This window comes from Coprococcus sp. AM97-35, from assembly GCF_027697525.1.
GTDB lineage: Bacteria > Bacillota > Clostridia > Lachnospirales > Lachnospiraceae > Allocoprococcus > Allocoprococcus comes.
This window is the reverse complement of the sequence record NZ_JAQESL010000026.1, coordinates 20606-36345: the sequence shown is the minus strand read 5'-3', so window position 1 is coordinate 36345 and position 15740 is coordinate 20606. Positions and strand designations below refer to the sequence as shown.

Here is a 15740-nt window from a genome sequence, read left to right as displayed (position 1 = left end):
CCTGGCTCATTACTAACGTAAAAAAGACTGGCATTGAGCCAGTCTTTCATCATAACTATTCTTTTTTTTATTTCAGGAAGAACCAGTATCCTGCAAATGCAGCAGCTGCGATGATCAGGAAGATAAGGATTACAACAAGCACAACAGGAAAATGTCTCTCATCATCGTCATCTTCTTCGTCTAACATATTCTGATAGTTCTCACGCATCTCCTGTTCACGTTTTTCACGGACATGCTTTGGTGGGATATTAGAATAGGTCTGTTCTTTTTCTCCCTCTGGAGTGGAAAGATCAGGTGCAGTAATTTTAAGTTCGTCTTCTTCATCAGAAATGATACGTGTGCTGGAATTGTCTATTGCATGTACCGGTTTGGCTTCTTCCGGACGTTTCTTTTTCGGACGTGGACGAACTTTTTCCCGGCTTTCTTCCTGACCTTCTGCATATTTGAGAAGTGGACGGTCTGAAGTAGCAGGGCGTTTCTTTGGATGCGGTCTGGATGGCTGTTCTTCGGAAGAACCTTCTGTCTTCGGACGAGGTTTTCTTACCGGTCTTTCTCCTTCGGCAGCCGGGTTCGGACGTTTTTTCTTTTTCTTTGGCTGGGCAGGACGTTCGGCAGAAGTTTTTTCTCCTTCGGCAGCCGGGCGCTTTTTGTGTGGCTTTTCTGCAGCCTTACCGGTTTCAACTGTTTTTTCAGCCAATGCTTCTTTTGCAAGCTTTTTTTTCTTTTCACGCTGTTTATCTAAATTCCACTGCTTTTTACAATCGCGGCAGATTGCGAATTCATTGTAGATTGCTTCACCGGCTTCATTTTCGCCTATTTTTTTGTTCTTGATCTCAAGATCCTTTTTACAAATCGGGCACTGCATGATTTATCTCTCCTCTTTGGTTTTTTAATATGTATCTACTCCCTTATTAAATGATGTAAATGTTAAAAATTATGTTTAACATTCACGTCCTTAAATACATAGAATCATACATTTATAATGTTATCACGTCCCCCAAAGATGTCAAGAAAGTTCTTTGAATATTCACAAAAAAGTGCTAGAATAAAATGGGTTTACTATAGATTAGGAGGACGCGAAGATATGACAGATACAAAGACAATCAAAGTAGGATTACTTGGACTTGGAACAGTCGGAACAGGTGTTTATAAATTGATTGGACGCCGCAGTGAAGAGATGCAGCAGAAGACCGGCGCCGCTCTTGAAATAAAGAAAATCCTGGTACACAACATGAAAAAAGTAAGACAGGGTGTAGATCAGAATCTGCTGACAGATCAGTGGAAAGAGATTATAGAAGATGATGAAATCCAAATCGTGATAGAGGTGATGGGCGGAATTGAGCCAGCGAAAACGATGATCACAGAAGCACTGAAAGCAGGGAAAAATGTAGTAAGTGCAAATAAGGATCTGATCGCAGAATATGGAAAGGAACTCTATGACGCTGCGAAAGAAGGTAGCGCTGATTTCCTGTTTGAAGCAGCGGTAGCAGGAGGAATCCCGATCATCCGTCCGCTTAAGCAGTGCCTGGAAGGCAACCAGATCGATGAGATCATGGGAATTGTCAATGGTACGACTAACTATATCCTGACAAAGATGTTTGAAGATGGAATGGATTTCACAGAAGCACTCGCAAAGGCGACAGAGCTTGGCTATGCAGAAGCGGATCCGACGGCAGATGTGGAAGGCCTGGACGCAGGACGTAAGGTGGCAATCATGGCTACGTCAGCATTCCATTCACAGGTGAAATTTTCGGATGTCTATACGGAGGGAATCACAAAGATCACAGCAGCAGATGTAAATTACGCAAAAGAGATGGGAAATGTGATCAAACTGATCGGTATTGCGAGAAATACATCTAATGGAATTGAAGCAGGTGTTTATCCGATGATGATCGATAAGAAACATCCGCTCGCTACCGTAAGAGATTCCTTTAATGCTGTTTTTGTACACGGAGATGCAGTTGGGGATACCATGTTCTATGGAAGAGGAGCAGGAGAACTGCCGACCGCAAGTGCAGTTGTCGGAGATGTGATGGATGTTACAAGAAATATTGTATGGAACTGTACCGGAAGAATCGGATGGAGCGCATACAAAGAGCTTCCGATCAAGGAATTTGCGGACGTCAAGAATCGTTTCTTTATCCGTATGCAGGTGAGTAATGAACCGGGAGTACTGGCAGCAATCGCGAAAGTATTCGGAGATCATAAGGTAAGTATCGAACGTGTGATCCAGGAACAGGCAAAAGCGGCAAAGGCAGAACTTGTCATCGGAACATCCGCAGTCAAGGAATATCATCTTCAGGATGCACTGGAGGAATTAAAAGAAATGCCGATCGTAAGTGAGATCAGCAGTATTATCAGAGAATATTAAAAGGCACAGCATTGGAAAAAGGAGCAATCAGGCATGAGTTATGCAGACAAAGTTTTTATAGAGATGTGCAGGGACATCATTGATAATGGAACCAGCACAGAAGGAGAAAAGGTACGTCCGAGATGGGAAGACGGGACTCCGGCGTATACTGTAAAAAAATTTGGTGTGGTGAACCGGTATGATCTGCGAAAAGAATTCCCGGCACTGACACTCAGAAGAACCGGGATCAAAAGCTGTACGGACGAGCTTTTGTGGATCTGGCAGAAAAAATCCAATAATATCCACGATCTGAACAGTCACATCTGGGACAGCTGGGCAGATGAAGATGGATCGATCGGGAAGGCATACGGCTATCAGATGGGCGTAAAGCATGTCTACAAAGAAGGAATGATGGATCAGGTAGACCGTGTACTCTATGATCTGAAGAATAATCCTTACAGCCGCCGGATCATGACGAATATCTATGTACATCAAGATCTTCATGAGATGAATCTGTATCCGTGTGCATACAGCATGACGTTCAATGTGACAAAAGAAAAAGGCAGCGACAAGCTGACACTGAACGGAATCCTGAACCAGCGTTCCCAGGATGTGTTGGCGGCAAATAACTGGAATGTATGCCAGTATGCTGTGCTGCTTCATATGCTCGCGCAGGTATGCGATATGCAGGTGGGCGAATTTGTACATGTGATCGCAGATGCACATATTTACGACAGGCATATTTCGCTGATCGAGGAACTGCTTTCAAGAGAGACGCACCCGGCACCGAAATTCTGGCTGAATCCGGAAGTGAAAGATTTCTATCAGTTTACACCGGATGACGTAAGATTAGACGATTATGTGACAGGACCGCAGATCAAAAATATTCCGATCGCGGTTTAGAAAAGGAGACAGATACGATGAACATTATTGTAAATGCAGATAAAAACTGGGCAATAGGAAAGAATAACAGTCTGCTTGTACGAATCCCGGCAGATATGAAATACTTCCGTCAGATGACAGAAGACAATATTGTCGTGATGGGAAGAAAGACACTGGAAAGCTTTCCGCAGGGGCGTCCGCTTGCCAACCGGGTTAATATCGTGATTTCCCACAATCCGGATTATCAGGTGAAGGATGCGATCGTGGTACACAGTGTGGAAGAGGCAATGCAGGAATGTAAAAAGCACAAAGGAGAAGTCTTTGTAATCGGCGGAGAAAGTATTTACCGTGCAATGCTTCCGTATTGTAATATAGCGTATGTTACGCGGACAGATCATGTATATGAGGCAGATACCTGGTTCCCGGATCTGGATAAGGATCCGGATTGGCAAAAAACAGCTGAGACGGATGAACAGACATATTTCGATCTTGAGTATGTATTTGCAAAATATGAAAGAATAAAATAGATCAATAAAATTTGCGAAATGTATCATTGACAAATCAATAGACCACTCATTATAATAAATGTAATCGATGAGACAATAGAAGAAATGCTATGACAAGGAGGAGTATATAATCTTCGGAAGCAAAGAGAGGAGGCGGACGGTGTAAGCCTTCATGAAGGGATTGTAGAAGTAGCCTTTGAGCAGCGGACCGAACGGGAATTTCTCAAGTAGACTTCGACGTAGGCCCTACGTTACAGGGGAATAGTATCGAACATTTCTATGGTTCTGTACTTGCGTGAGAGCAGAGAAGCAGCTTCTCTGAAGACAGGTGGTAACACGGATTTTATATTCGCCCTGAACGGTCAGCCGTTTAGGGCGTTTGTTATTCTATATGACTATGATAAAAATTTGGCGATCATCTGTATAGAAAATTCATGGAGGTAGATTTATGAAAAAAATATCAGGGAACAAATTACTTGTAAAAGCATTAAAAGAGGAGGGGGTAGATATCCTTTTTGGATATCCGGGAGCCTGTACAATTGATATCAGTGATGAAATTTACAAACAGGATTACACAAAAGTTGTACTTCCGCGTCATGAACAGGCACTTGTCCATGCTGCAGACGCTTACGCCAGATCAACAGGAAAAGTCGGGGTATGTCTGGTAACAAGCGGACCGGGTGCAACCAATCTGGTGACAGGAATTGCAACGGCAAATTATGACAGTGTACCGCTGGTATGTTTTACCGGACAGGTTGCAAGACATCTGATCGGAAATGATGCATTCCAGGAAGTTGATATCGTAGGTATTACAAGAAGTATCACAAAATACGGTGTGACAGTAAGAAAGAGAGAAGATCTGGGAAGAATCATCAAAGAGGCATTCTATATTGCGCGCAGCGGACGTCCGGGTCCGGTTCTTGTGGATCTTCCGAAAGATGTAATGGCAGAGCTTGGAAGTCCGAATTATCCGGAGACAGTCAATATCCGCGGATATAAGCCGAGTACCGGTGTTCACATCGGACAGCTTAAGAGAGCAGTTAAGATGCTTGGAAAAGCAAAGAAACCGTTGTTCCTTGCCGGTGGTGGGGTAAATATTGCAGGAGCGAATAAGGCATTTACCGAACTTGTAGAACGTACCCAGATCCCGGTTGTGACAACGATCATGGGACGTGGTGCGATTCCGACAACGCATCCGCTTTTTATCGGTAATCTGGGGATGCACGGTGCATATGCATCCAATATGGCAGTGGAAGAATGCGATCTGCTGTTCTCGATCGGGACCAGATTTAACGATCGTATCACCGGAAAACTGCATGCATTTGCACCGAAGGCTACGATCGTACATATCGACATTGATACTTCCTCCATCTCACGTAACATTCAGGTAGATATTCCGATCGTTGCGGATGCAAAAGAAGCAATTGAAAAATTATTGGAATATGTAGAACCAATGGAGAAAAAAGAAAGCTGGGTGGAACAGATCGAAGGCTGGAAAGAGGAGCATCCGCTTAGGATGAAACCAAAGGGAGACCAGATGCAGGCTCAGGATATTCTGGAGACGATCAATGAAGTGTTTAAAGAGGATGACAAGATTGTTGTGACAGATGTAGGACAGCATCAGATGTTCACATCCCAGTATCTGGAAGTGAATGAAAAGACCAGACTTTATATGTCCGGCGGACTTGGAACCATGGGATATGGATTCCCGGGAGCAGTCGGAGCGCAGATTGGCAATCCGGACAGTACGGTGATTGCAATTTCCGGTGATGGCGGTATGCAGATGAATATTCAGGAATTTGCAACAGCAGTGCTGGAAGAACTTCCTTTGATCCTCTGTGTATTTAATAATGCCTATCTTGGAATGGTTCGCCAGTGGCAGAAACTTTTCTATGGAAAACGCTATTCTATGACGGATCTTCGTGCAGGCGCAGCGACAAGACGTGGAGAAGAGCATCCACCGAAATATACGCCGGACTTTGTAAAACTTGCAGAAAGCTATGGGGCAAAGGGAATCCGTGTAACCGAAAAATCCGGGATGAAAGCAGCATTTGAACAGGCAAAAGCAAACCGTGCACTGAAGGTGCCGACTCTGATCGAATTCATGCTGGATCCGGAAGTGCAGGTTTATCCGATGGTACGTCCGGGCGGAACCCTGGAAGATCTTTTGATGGATTAATGGAGAGGAGAGGTGAAGATGGATAATACAATGAAAAAAAGATGGATTTCCTTATATGTGGAAAATCAGGTTGGTGTACTGTCAAAGATTTCCGGACTCTTTTCCGGTAAATCCTATAATCTGGAGAGTCTGACGGTAGGTAGAACAGAAGATCCGACTATCTCCAGAATGACGATTGAGACGAACAGTGATGAAGAGACTTATGAGCAGATCAAAAAACAGCTGAACCGTATGGTTGAAGTCATCAAAGTCATTGATTTTACAGAAGTATCTGTTGTTATGCAGGAGCTGATGTTTATCAAGGTAAAAAACTGTACACCGGAAGATAAGACAGAGCTTTTCCAGATCGCGCAGACCTATCAGGCAAAGGTACGTGATTATGGAAAAGACAGTGTGCTTCTTGAATTTGTACACACGGCACATAAAAATACAGCGATCATCCAGTTTCTACGTTCTGAATTCAATTCAATTGAAGTTGTAAGAGGCGGAAGTGTGGGGATTGAAGCGATCACAATGCCAAAAAGATAAAAAAATCAAAAAAAACAGAGCGCACTCTTGAATTTGAAAAACAGAAGTAATATAATAGCGATATGTAATCCGTAGGATTTAAAATACGGGAAACAAAAATTATAATTTAGATATATGTTACTGTAAGAAGCAACAAGGGAATGGAGGAATTACAATGGAAAAGAAACAGATTGACTGGTCAAGCATAGGATTTGGTTATATCCCGACCGAAAAGAGATATGTTTCAAATTACAAAGATGGAAAGTGGGATGATGGATGCCTGACAGAAGATGCCAACATTGTATTGAATGAGTGTGCAGGTGTTCTGCAGTATTCCCAGTCAGTATTTGAAGGTATGAAGGCATACACAACAGAAGACGGACGCATCGTTGTATTCCGCCCGGATATGAACGCAAAGAGATTTGCTGATTCTGCAAGAAGACTTGAGATGCCGGTATTTCCGGAAGACCGTTTTGTAGATGCGATCGTACAGGTAGTAAAAGCCAATGCGGCTTATGTACCACCTTACGGATCAGGAGCGTCCCTTTATATCCGTCCATATATGTTCGGAAGCAATCCGGTTATCGGAGTTAAACCTGCTGACGAATATCAGTTCCGTGCATTTGTAACACCAGTAGGACCATATTTCAAGGGCGGCGCAAAGCCGATCACAATTAAAGTCTCAGACTTTGACCGTGCAGCACCGCATGGAACAGGACATATCAAAGCTGGTCTTAACTATGCAATGAGCTTACATGCAATTGTAACAGCACATGAAGAAGGCTATGCAGAGAATATGTATCTGGATGCAGCAACAAGAACAAAAGTAGAAGAGACAGGTGGAGCAAACTTCATCTTCGTCACAAAAGATGGTAAAGTAGTTACTCCGAAGTCAAACAGTATCCTTCCATCTATTACAAGACGTTCTATTCTTTATGTGGCAGAACATTATCTTGGACTTGAGACAGAAGAAAGAGAAGTATATCTTGATGAAGTAAAAGACTTTGCAGAATGCGGACTTTGCGGAACAGCAGCAGTTATATCACCGGTTGGAAAGATTGTAGATCATGGTAAAGAAATCTGCTTCCCAAGCGGAATGGATGAGATGGGACCTGTTATCAAGAAATTATATGAAACACTTACCGGAATTCAGATGGGACACATCGAAGCACCGGAAGGATGGATCCAGGTGGTTGAATAATGGATAAATTCGTTACAAAGCGAAATGATCTGCTCGCTGAGCAGGTGATAAAGAATTTGAAGTCCCGTCAGATGGAGGGACATTATGTACAGACCAAAGAAGAGGCACTTGCCCTTGCACTGGAGCTGATTCCGGAAGGAAGCAGCATCAGTTGGGGAGGGTCTATGAGCATTAAGGCAATTGGTCTTCCTGAAGCACTTCATAAAGGAAATTATAAAGTGCTGGACAGAGATCTGTGTGCGACACCGGAGGAAAAAGCAGAGATGATGCATCAGGCACTTAACTGCGATTATTTTCTGGCAAGCTGTAATGCAATCTCGGAAGATGGGATACTGGTTAATATAGATGGAAATGCAAACCGTGTGGCAGCTATTTCTTACGGACCGGAAAATGTTCTGATGATTGTTGGTATGAATAAAATTGTAAGAAGTGCAGAGGATGCATATGCCCGTGCAAAGTATGTGGCAGCTCCGATTAACGGACAGCGTTTTGAAGGACTTCCGTGTGCGAAGACAGGTGTCTGTTCCAACTGTAAATCTCCGAAAAGTATCTGCTGTCAGACGTTGATTACGAGATTCAGCCATGTTCCAAACAGAATAAAAGTGATTCTGGTGAATGAAGAACTGGGATTCTAAAAAATACGAAGAGAATCAGGGGATTTTCCCTGGTTCTTTTTGTGCCTGAAAAAGAAAATTCCGAAAGGGAAAAAGTTCTCATCATAATATGACTTTTCTATAAGAAAATCCTGTGTTATACTATAGAATAATCTGGATGTCAGGATACGCAGCGGAGTGGTCCGTGGACATCGGTCAGTGCTGCTTATGGGCATTGATGGCGAATCGAAAGAGAGGAACAACAGAGTATGGAAGCGTATACAAGCTTTGCACGTGTATATGATACCTTCATGGATAATATTCCCTACGAAGAATGGTGTGAATATCTCACCGGTCTTATGAGAGAATATGGTGTCAGAGATGGACTGGTACTGGATCTGGGGTGTGGTACCGGGAATATGACAGAATTGCTTGCAAAGGCAGGATATGATATGATTGGTGCGGACAATGCGGAAGAGATGCTGGAGATCGCAATGGAGAAACGAGACAAATCCGGTTATGATATTCTGTATCTTCTGCAGGATATGAGAGAATTCGAACTGTATGGTACGGTAAGAGCTGTCATCAGTGTCTGCGATTCAGTCAATTATATTACAGAGCCGGAAGAACTTCAGGAAGTATTCCGCCTGGTCAACAATTATCTGGATCCGAAAGGTGTTTTTATTTTTGATTTTAATACACGTTACAAGTATGAAGAGATTCTTGGGGATCGCACAATTGCGGAGAACCGGGAGGAATGCAGTTTTATCTGGGACAACTATTATTACGAAGATGAGAAGATCAATGAATATGATCTGAGTCTTTTTATTGAGACAGATAAGGACAGTGGGCTTTATCGCAAATATGAAGAGACGCATTATCAGAGAGCGTATACGCTGGAGGAGATGAAGGAACTGATCCGGAAGTCGGGGCTGGAATTTGTGACAGCATACGATGCATTTTCAAAGAATGCGCCGATGGACACAAGCGAGCGCATTTATGTGATCGCAAGAGAACAGGGAAAATAGAACAGGAGAGAATTGTTATATGAAAGATTATATTGTAAGAGCAACTGCGGGAGACGGACAGATCCGTGCATTTGCCGCAACAACCGGAAATCTGGTGGAAGAGGCAAGAAAGAGACATGACACAAGTCCGGTAGCAACAGCGGCACTTGGAAGACTTCTGACAGCAGGAGCAATGATGGGAGGCATGATGAAGAATGAGACAGATGTGCTGACGCTTCAGATCAAAGGTGATGGACCACTTGGCGGAATTACGGTGACTGCAGATGCAAAAGGTGACGTGAAAGGATACGTCGATCATCCGGAAGCAATGATGCCGCCTAAGAATGGCAAGCTGGATGTTGGAGGAGCTGTTGGAATCGGTCTTTTAAATGTTATTAAAGATATGGGACTGAAAGAACCATATGTTGGACAGACTATTCTGCAGACAAGTGAGATCGCAGAAGATCTGACGTATTATTTTGCAACCAGCGAACAGGTTCCGTCGTCTGTGGGTCTTGGAGTATTGATGAACAAGGACAACACTGTACACTGTGCAGGTGGATTTATTGTGCAGGTAATGCCGTTTATATCGGATGAGGTGTTGGATAAACTGGAAGAGAATATCAAGAAGATCTCTTCTGTTACCAGTATGCTGGATAACGGACATACACCGGAGCAGATGCTGGAGCAGGTACTGGATGGCCTGAATGTGGAATTTACAGATACAATGGATACACAGTTTAAATGCAATTGTTCGCATGAGAGAATCGAGAAAGCCATCATCAGCATCGGAAAAAAAGATATCCAGGAAATGATCGATGACGGAAAAGAAGTAGAAGTAAAATGCCATTTCTGCAATACGGCGTATACATTTAGTGTAGAAGAACTGAAACAGATTTTAAAACAGGCAAAAAGATAAAGAGGTAAACACATGAAACAGGGATTTATCAAAGTTGCAGCGGTCACAGTTGATATTCGTGTGGCGGATGTCTGGCACAACTGTAAGGAAATCTGCAAACGTATGAAAGAAGCTGAGAAGGCAGGCGCAAAGATCATTGTTTTTCCGGAGCTTTGCCTGACCGGGTATACTTGCAGCGATCTTTTTACACAGGATATACTGTTAAAAGAGGTGCGCAGAGCACTTGCAAAAGTTGCAGAAGAGACCAGGCATACAGAAGCACTTGTATTTGTTGGGCTTCCACTTGCAATTGATGGAGAGCTTTATAATGTTGCGGCCGCATTAAATGACGGAAAGATCCTTGGCTTTACAACCAAGACATTTCTTCCGAATTATGGGGAATTTTATGAGATGCGTCAATTCCGTCAGGGACCGAAAAAAGCAAGAGTGATTTCTTATGAAGGGGAAGAAATCCTGTTTGGGCCGCAGATCCTGTATCAGGCGGCAGAGATGGATGAGCTGGTCGTATCGGCAGAGATCTGTGAGGATGTCTGGTCACCAGTCCCGCCGAGCATTGAGGCGGCAAGAGAAGGTGCGGTCATCCTGGTCAACTGTTCAGCAAGTGATGAGACGATCGGAAAGGATAGTTACCGGGAAGAACTGATCAAGGGACAGTCTGCAAGACTGATTGCAGGTTATGTCTATGCAAATGCCGGGGACGGAGAGTCTACGACGGATGTGGTATTTGGTGGACACAATATTATTGCAGAGAACGGGACGATTCTGAAAGAAGCAAAGCGGTTTGCCAACGAGATGATCGTCAGTGAGATTGACATTTTCCGCCTTTTAAGTGAACGGAGAAAAAATACAACTTTCCAGACAACGGAAGAACGTCATCTTCCAAAAGTACTGTTCCACATAAGTGTGGAAGAGACAGCACTTACCAGAAGCTTTGCACAGACCCCTTTTGTTCCACAGAATATGGCAGAGCGGGAAAAGCGCTGTGAGGAGATTCTGATGATCCAGGCAATGGGACTGAAGAAGCGTCTGGTGCATACTCACTCGAGAACAGCAGTCGTTGGAATTTCCGGCGGTTTGGATTCAACGCTGGCACTGCTTGTGACGGCAAAAGCGTTTGACATGGCAGGAAAAGACCGCAAGGATATCGTTGCAGTGACGATGCCTTGCTTTGGTACGACAGACAGAACCTATCAGAATGCCTGCCTGATGTCGAAGAAGCTGGGAGCCACTTTGAAAGAGGTGCCGATCGCGGATGCAGTTCATGTGCATTTCCGTGATATCGGACATGATGAAGAGGTACATGATGTGACCTATGAGAATTCACAGGCAAGAGAGCGTACCCAGGTGCTGATGGATATTGCTAACCAGGAATGGGGCATGGTCATCGGAACCGGAGATATGTCGGAGCTGGCTCTTGGGTGGGCGACTTATAATGGAGATCATATGTCTATGTACGGAGTCAATGCATCTGTTCCGAAGACACTGGTACGCCATCTGGTTCAGTATTATGCGGATACATGTGAGGATCAGGAGCTGAAAGAGGTACTTCTGGATGTTCTTGACACACCGGTAAGTCCGGAGCTTCTTCCACCGAAGGATGGCGAGATCGCCCAGAAGACAGAAGACCTTGTAGGTCCGTATGAACTGCATGATTTTTATCTGTATTATGTTCTGAGATTTGGCTTTGAACCGTCAAAGATCTATCGGCTCGCAAAGCTTGCGTTTGAAGGAACTTATGACAGCGAGACGATCATGAAATGGCTGAAGACCTTTTACCGAAGATTTTTTGCGCAGCAGTTTAAGCGCTCCTGCCTGCCGGACGGACCGAAGATCGGTACGGTGGCACTTTCTCCGAGAGGAGACTGGAGAATGCCGAGCGATGCGTGTGCGGCAGTCTGGATGCAGGATCTGGAAGCACTGGAGAAATAGAAAAGAATGTACAGGGGGTACATTCTCGCATAAAGTGTCAGTGATACTTATCAGGCAATGATAAAGGGAAGTCTGCGAAAGTGCAGGCTTCCCTTTTTTAAATTATAATTTTTAAAGCTTGATATTTTTAAACAGATCCCCAAGGCTGGTTCCGATTGCTTCTACTTTCGGAATTTCTACGTGTTCCAGCTCTTCCTCCTGTTCTTTTTCAGCATCTTCGGCAAGAGCCTTGATACTGAGGCTGATCTTACCGTCTTTGATACCGATGACTTTGACATCTACTTCGTCCCCAACGTGAAGTACCTGGTCTGCTGATTTGATTCTTTGGGTACTGATCTGGGAAATGTGAACCAGACCGGAAAGACCGTTCTCGAGACGTACAAAAGCACCGTAGGACTGAAGCGATTCAACGGTACCTTTTACAACACTTCCAACCTGTACAGATGCAAGTTTTTTTGCATCTTCTGCTTTTTTCTGTTCTCTTAAAATCTCACGTGCAGATAAGATCAGGCGTCCTTCTGCCTGGTTTGCTTCGATCACGCGGACATCAATTTCTTTTAGAAGATAAGTCTCCAGATCTTCGATATAAGAAAGAGAAAGGCGGGATGCCGGGATGAATCCTCGAAGTCCTTCGACCATGGCGATGACACCACCATTTACGATTCCTTCTACTTTTACGTGAAGATTGGTTCCTTCTTCCTGATAACGTGCGACCACATTCCATGGATTGGCATCATCGAAATGTGCTTCGTAGTCTGCCATGCTTTCTGTCTGTTCCTGTAATTTTTCGTTTTCCATCTTAACACCTCTGTTAGTTTATTTTTCTGAACGTATGCTCAATATGTTTATTAGTATAACACATTTTTGTATAGATAAAAAGTATGGATTCCAGATGGTTAGACGGTTAAATTGTGCTTAATGAGAAAAAATCGTTATTATGTACGAAAATTGTGGTAAAAATTTGTGTATATTTTGAATAGTAAAATTTATGAAAAAAGTTGACAAAAGAAAAAATAAATTGTATATTACCAACATAAGGACATGTTAAGGACAGTGTCCTAAACTAAAAGGCAAAGGAGAATTTAAAATGAAGGGAAACGTGAATTATCTGGAACTGGCAAACAGCCCTCTGATGTGGGTGAGTGCCGCAATAGCAGTAGGAATCGTAGTTTTTCAGTCCGTACTGTTTTTCAGGAAGTCGCTCAAAGCAGCAAAAGAGATTGGAATTGAACAGGAAAAGATCAATATGGCAATTAAGAGTAGTGCCATTTCCTCAATTGGACCATCTATTGTAATCCTGGTAACAATGATCTCTCTGATCGTATCAATGGGAGCACCTGTTTCATGGATGAGACTTTCTTTCATCGGATCCGTTAACTATGAAGCAATGGCAGCCGGATTTGGCGCACAGGCAATGGGCGCTACACTGGAGAACCTGACACCGGTTGCATTTGCCTGCGGTGTATGGACCATGATCTGTGGTTCACTTGGATGGCTGATTTTCACACTCCTTTTCACAGATAAGATGGATAAAGTAAACCATCTGATGTCAAAAGGAAATTCCAAAATGGTTCCGATCATTTCAGCAGGAGCGATGCTTGGTGCATTTGCAAACCTTGCATCAGGAAACTTCTTCAACGAAAAGAATCAGTTTGCATTTGGCGGAGCACCGGCAATCGCAACAATCGTAGGATGCATTCTTATGATGATCCTGACAAAGTTAGCGAAAGAAAAGAATATTGGATGGCTCAGAGAATGGGCCTTTGCAATTTCCATGTTCTCAGGCATGCTCATTGGTTACATCTGGAACACTGTATTTTAATAGGAATGAGAGGATAAAGATATGAATAAAGAATACTACAACAAAGTCTATATACCTGATATTGTTAAATGGGGAAAAATCACCATGTTATTAGGTATCATTACATGTTTTGGACCGGCACTTGTTATCTCAGTTGTGTACGGATGTATGCCACCGGTATCCGCAATCATTGCAGGTACAATCGCACAGATCAGTGTAAGTGGAGCATTTTATATTGTAGAACCGATTTCCTATTTCCCGATTCTTGGAATCCCGGGAACTTATCTGACATTCCTTTCAGGAAATACATCCAACATGCGTGTTCCGTGTTCTTCTGTTGCACAGGAAGCAGCAGGCGTTGAAATGGGGAGTGACAAAGGTTCTGTTGTATCAACCATCGGTATTGCTGTATCGATCATTGTAAATATTGTGATTCTGACAATCGGAGCAATTGCAGGAAACGCAATTATTGGTATGATGCCAGAAGGATTCAAGCAGGCCCTCAACTTCCTTCTTCCGGCACTTTACGGAGCTGTATTCGGACAGTTCGCAATCACAAGACCGAAGCTTGGTGTAGTTGCAGTAGTTATTGCATTTGCAATGAACTGGCTGATGAAAAACGGATTCTTATCCTTCTTCCCTGGAACACCGTCATACGTTGTTATCCTGGTAGCCGTATTTGGATCTATTTTCGCAGGAAAGATTATCTACAAGAAAGAGCTTGAGGACTAAGTCCGGAAAGGAAAAACGATGTTATCGAGAGAAAGATTACAGGAAAGATTTATTGAGATGATCAAGATCTACAGCCCGTCAAAAGGGGAAAAAGAGATGGCGGACTGGATAGAAAACTGGCTGAGAGAGCGGAACATTCCGTTCCAGTCAGATCATGCCGGGGAAGCTTATGGTGGAAACGGCAGAAATATCGTTGCATTTGTAAAAGGAAATACGAAGGAACGTCCACTTGGATTTGCAGCACATATGGATCAGATTGAGCCTTGCAGAAATGTAAATCCGGTGATCAATGGAAACATCATCAGTACCGACAAGACAACAACACTTGGCGGAGATGACAAAGCTGGAATTTCAGCAATCATGGAAGCGGTAGAAGATATCATTGAAAGCGGTGTACCGCACAGAGATATTTATCTTGTATTTACCTGCTCCGAAGAGATCAGTATGATGGGAACAAAGCACATGGATATGTCTATGCTGCCATGCAAGGAATTGGTTGTTGTAGATGCAACCGGTGGAGCAGAGACTCTCGCATACAAAGCACCGGCAATGGAAGCGATTGAGATTACTTTCAAAGGAAAGAAAGCGCATGCCGGAATTGAACCGGAAAAAGGAATCAATGCAATTGTTGTGGCATCAAAGGCAATCAGTAAGATGCACATCGGACGTATTGATTATGAGACAACCTCTAATATCGGACATATTGAAGGTGGATCTGCAACCAACATCGTAACAGATGAGGTTACATTTACCGCAGAGATCCGTTCACACAGTATGGAAAAGCTGGCTGCAGAGGTTGCACATATGGAACAGTGCTGCAAGGAAGCTGTAGAGGAAATGGGAGCCTGTTATGAGATGAAGCATGAGATGGCTTACCCGGTCCTGTCGCTGGAAGAAGACTGTGAATTGATCCAGGATACTGTAAATGCAATGGCAGAAGAAAGAATTACAGCAAATAAAATGATCATCGGTGGCGGAAGTGATGCAAATGTGCTTGCGGGACACGGATATAAGAGCGTCATTTTGGGATGTGGAATGATCAATGTACACACAGTAGAAGAAGCGCTTGATACAGATGAGACCTGGAAAGTGACAAAAGTACTGAGAAGACTGATGGGTGCAGAATAGGAGATG

General features: G+C 43.5%; 15 protein-coding genes and 1 other annotated feature. Of the genes, 13 read left to right on the top strand and 2 right to left on the bottom strand.

Annotated features, from left to right (window positions below; all coding sequences use genetic code 11):
• Window positions 1–67: 67 nt before the first annotated feature.
• The gene (locus tag PG840_RS13985) at window positions 68–865 is read right to left on the bottom strand and encodes a hypothetical protein (RefSeq protein WP_270613794.1); all 798 of its coding nucleotides are present in this window, start codon (window positions 863–865) and stop codon (window positions 68–70) included.
• Between the two features lie 219 nt (window positions 866–1084).
• Between PG840_RS13985 and PG840_RS13980 the strand changes: the two genes are divergently transcribed.
• The 10 genes from PG840_RS13980 to PG840_RS13935 all read left to right on the top strand — a co-directional run bounded on the left by PG840_RS13980 (window position 1085) and on the right by PG840_RS13935 (window position 12073).
• Entirely contained in the window at window positions 1085–2371 is a 1287-nt protein-coding gene (locus PG840_RS13980; protein WP_022221139.1) for a homoserine dehydrogenase, read from the top strand.
• 33 nt (window positions 2372–2404) lie between these two features.
• Window positions 2405–3253 carry a thymidylate synthase gene (gene thyA / locus PG840_RS13975; RefSeq protein ID WP_270613793.1) on the top strand — a complete coding sequence of 283 codons (849 nt, stop codon included), beginning with the start codon at window positions 2405–2407 and terminating at the stop codon, window positions 3251–3253.
• Between the two features lie 17 nt (window positions 3254–3270).
• Window positions 3271–3759 (top strand): dihydrofolate reductase, encoded by a 489-nt coding sequence (locus PG840_RS13970; RefSeq protein ID WP_270613792.1) that lies wholly within the window; start codon window positions 3271–3273, stop codon window positions 3757–3759.
• A gap of 80 nt (window positions 3760–3839) precedes the next feature.
• Window positions 3840–4098: a binding site (T-box leader), on the top strand.
• A gap of 88 nt (window positions 4099–4186) precedes the next feature.
• Window positions 4187–5917 carry a biosynthetic-type acetolactate synthase large subunit gene (gene ilvB / locus PG840_RS13965; protein WP_270613791.1) on the top strand — a complete coding sequence of 577 codons (1731 nt, stop codon included), beginning with the start codon at window positions 4187–4189 and terminating at the stop codon, window positions 5915–5917.
• Window positions 5918–5935: 18 nt separating this feature from the next.
• Window positions 5936–6445: an acetolactate synthase small subunit gene (gene ilvN, locus PG840_RS13960; protein ID WP_055156800.1), complete on the top strand. Its 510-nt coding sequence runs from the start codon at window positions 5936–5938 to the stop codon at window positions 6443–6445.
• 154 nt (window positions 6446–6599) lie between these two features.
• On the top strand, window positions 6600–7625 hold the full coding sequence (locus tag PG840_RS13955) for a branched-chain amino acid aminotransferase (protein ID WP_008369610.1): 1026 nt from the start codon (window positions 6600–6602) through the stop codon (window positions 7623–7625).
• On the top strand, window positions 7625–8260 hold the full coding sequence (locus tag PG840_RS13950) for a lactate utilization protein (protein ID WP_022221141.1): 636 nt from the start codon (window positions 7625–7627) through the stop codon (window positions 8258–8260). Before PG840_RS13955 ends, PG840_RS13950 begins: the two co-directional genes overlap by 1 nt.
• A 203-nt stretch (window positions 8261–8463) precedes the next feature.
• Window positions 8464–9246, top strand: a complete 783-nt coding sequence (locus PG840_RS13945) for a class I SAM-dependent DNA methyltransferase (RefSeq protein ID WP_270205714.1) — start codon at window positions 8464–8466, stop codon at window positions 9244–9246.
• 19 nt (window positions 9247–9265) lie between these two features.
• Window positions 9266–10144, top strand: coding sequence for an Hsp33 family molecular chaperone HslO (gene hslO, locus PG840_RS13940; RefSeq protein WP_008369602.1), 879 nt, complete (start codon window positions 9266–9268; stop codon window positions 10142–10144).
• Between the two features lie 12 nt (window positions 10145–10156).
• On the top strand, window positions 10157–12073 hold the full coding sequence (locus PG840_RS13935) for an NAD(+) synthase (RefSeq protein WP_270205698.1): 1917 nt from the start codon (window positions 10157–10159) through the stop codon (window positions 12071–12073).
• A gap of 111 nt (window positions 12074–12184) precedes the next feature.
• On the opposite strand, the gene PG840_RS13930 is transcribed toward PG840_RS13935, so the two are convergent.
• Window positions 12185–12871: a S1 RNA-binding domain-containing protein gene (locus PG840_RS13930; protein ID WP_022221145.1), complete on the bottom strand. Its 687-nt coding sequence runs from the start codon at window positions 12869–12871 to the stop codon at window positions 12185–12187.
• A gap of 289 nt (window positions 12872–13160) precedes the next feature.
• On the opposite strand from PG840_RS13930, the gene PG840_RS13925 reads away from it, so the two are divergent.
• The 3 genes from PG840_RS13925 to PG840_RS13915 are packed head-to-tail and all read left to right on the top strand — an operon-like array spanning window position 13161 to window position 15734.
• Complete coding sequence (locus PG840_RS13925) at window positions 13161–13895, top strand: DUF5058 family protein (RefSeq protein WP_008369597.1); 735 nt, start codon at window positions 13161–13163, stop codon at window positions 13893–13895.
• 21 nt (window positions 13896–13916) lie between these two features.
• Window positions 13917–14606, top strand: a complete 690-nt coding sequence (locus PG840_RS13920; protein WP_008369595.1) for a hypothetical protein — start codon at window positions 13917–13919, stop codon at window positions 14604–14606.
• A gap of 18 nt (window positions 14607–14624) precedes the next feature.
• Complete coding sequence (locus PG840_RS13915) at window positions 14625–15734, top strand: M20/M25/M40 family metallo-hydrolase (RefSeq protein ID WP_008369593.1); 1110 nt, start codon at window positions 14625–14627, stop codon at window positions 15732–15734.
• The last annotated feature ends 6 nt before the right edge of the window (window positions 15735–15740 follow it).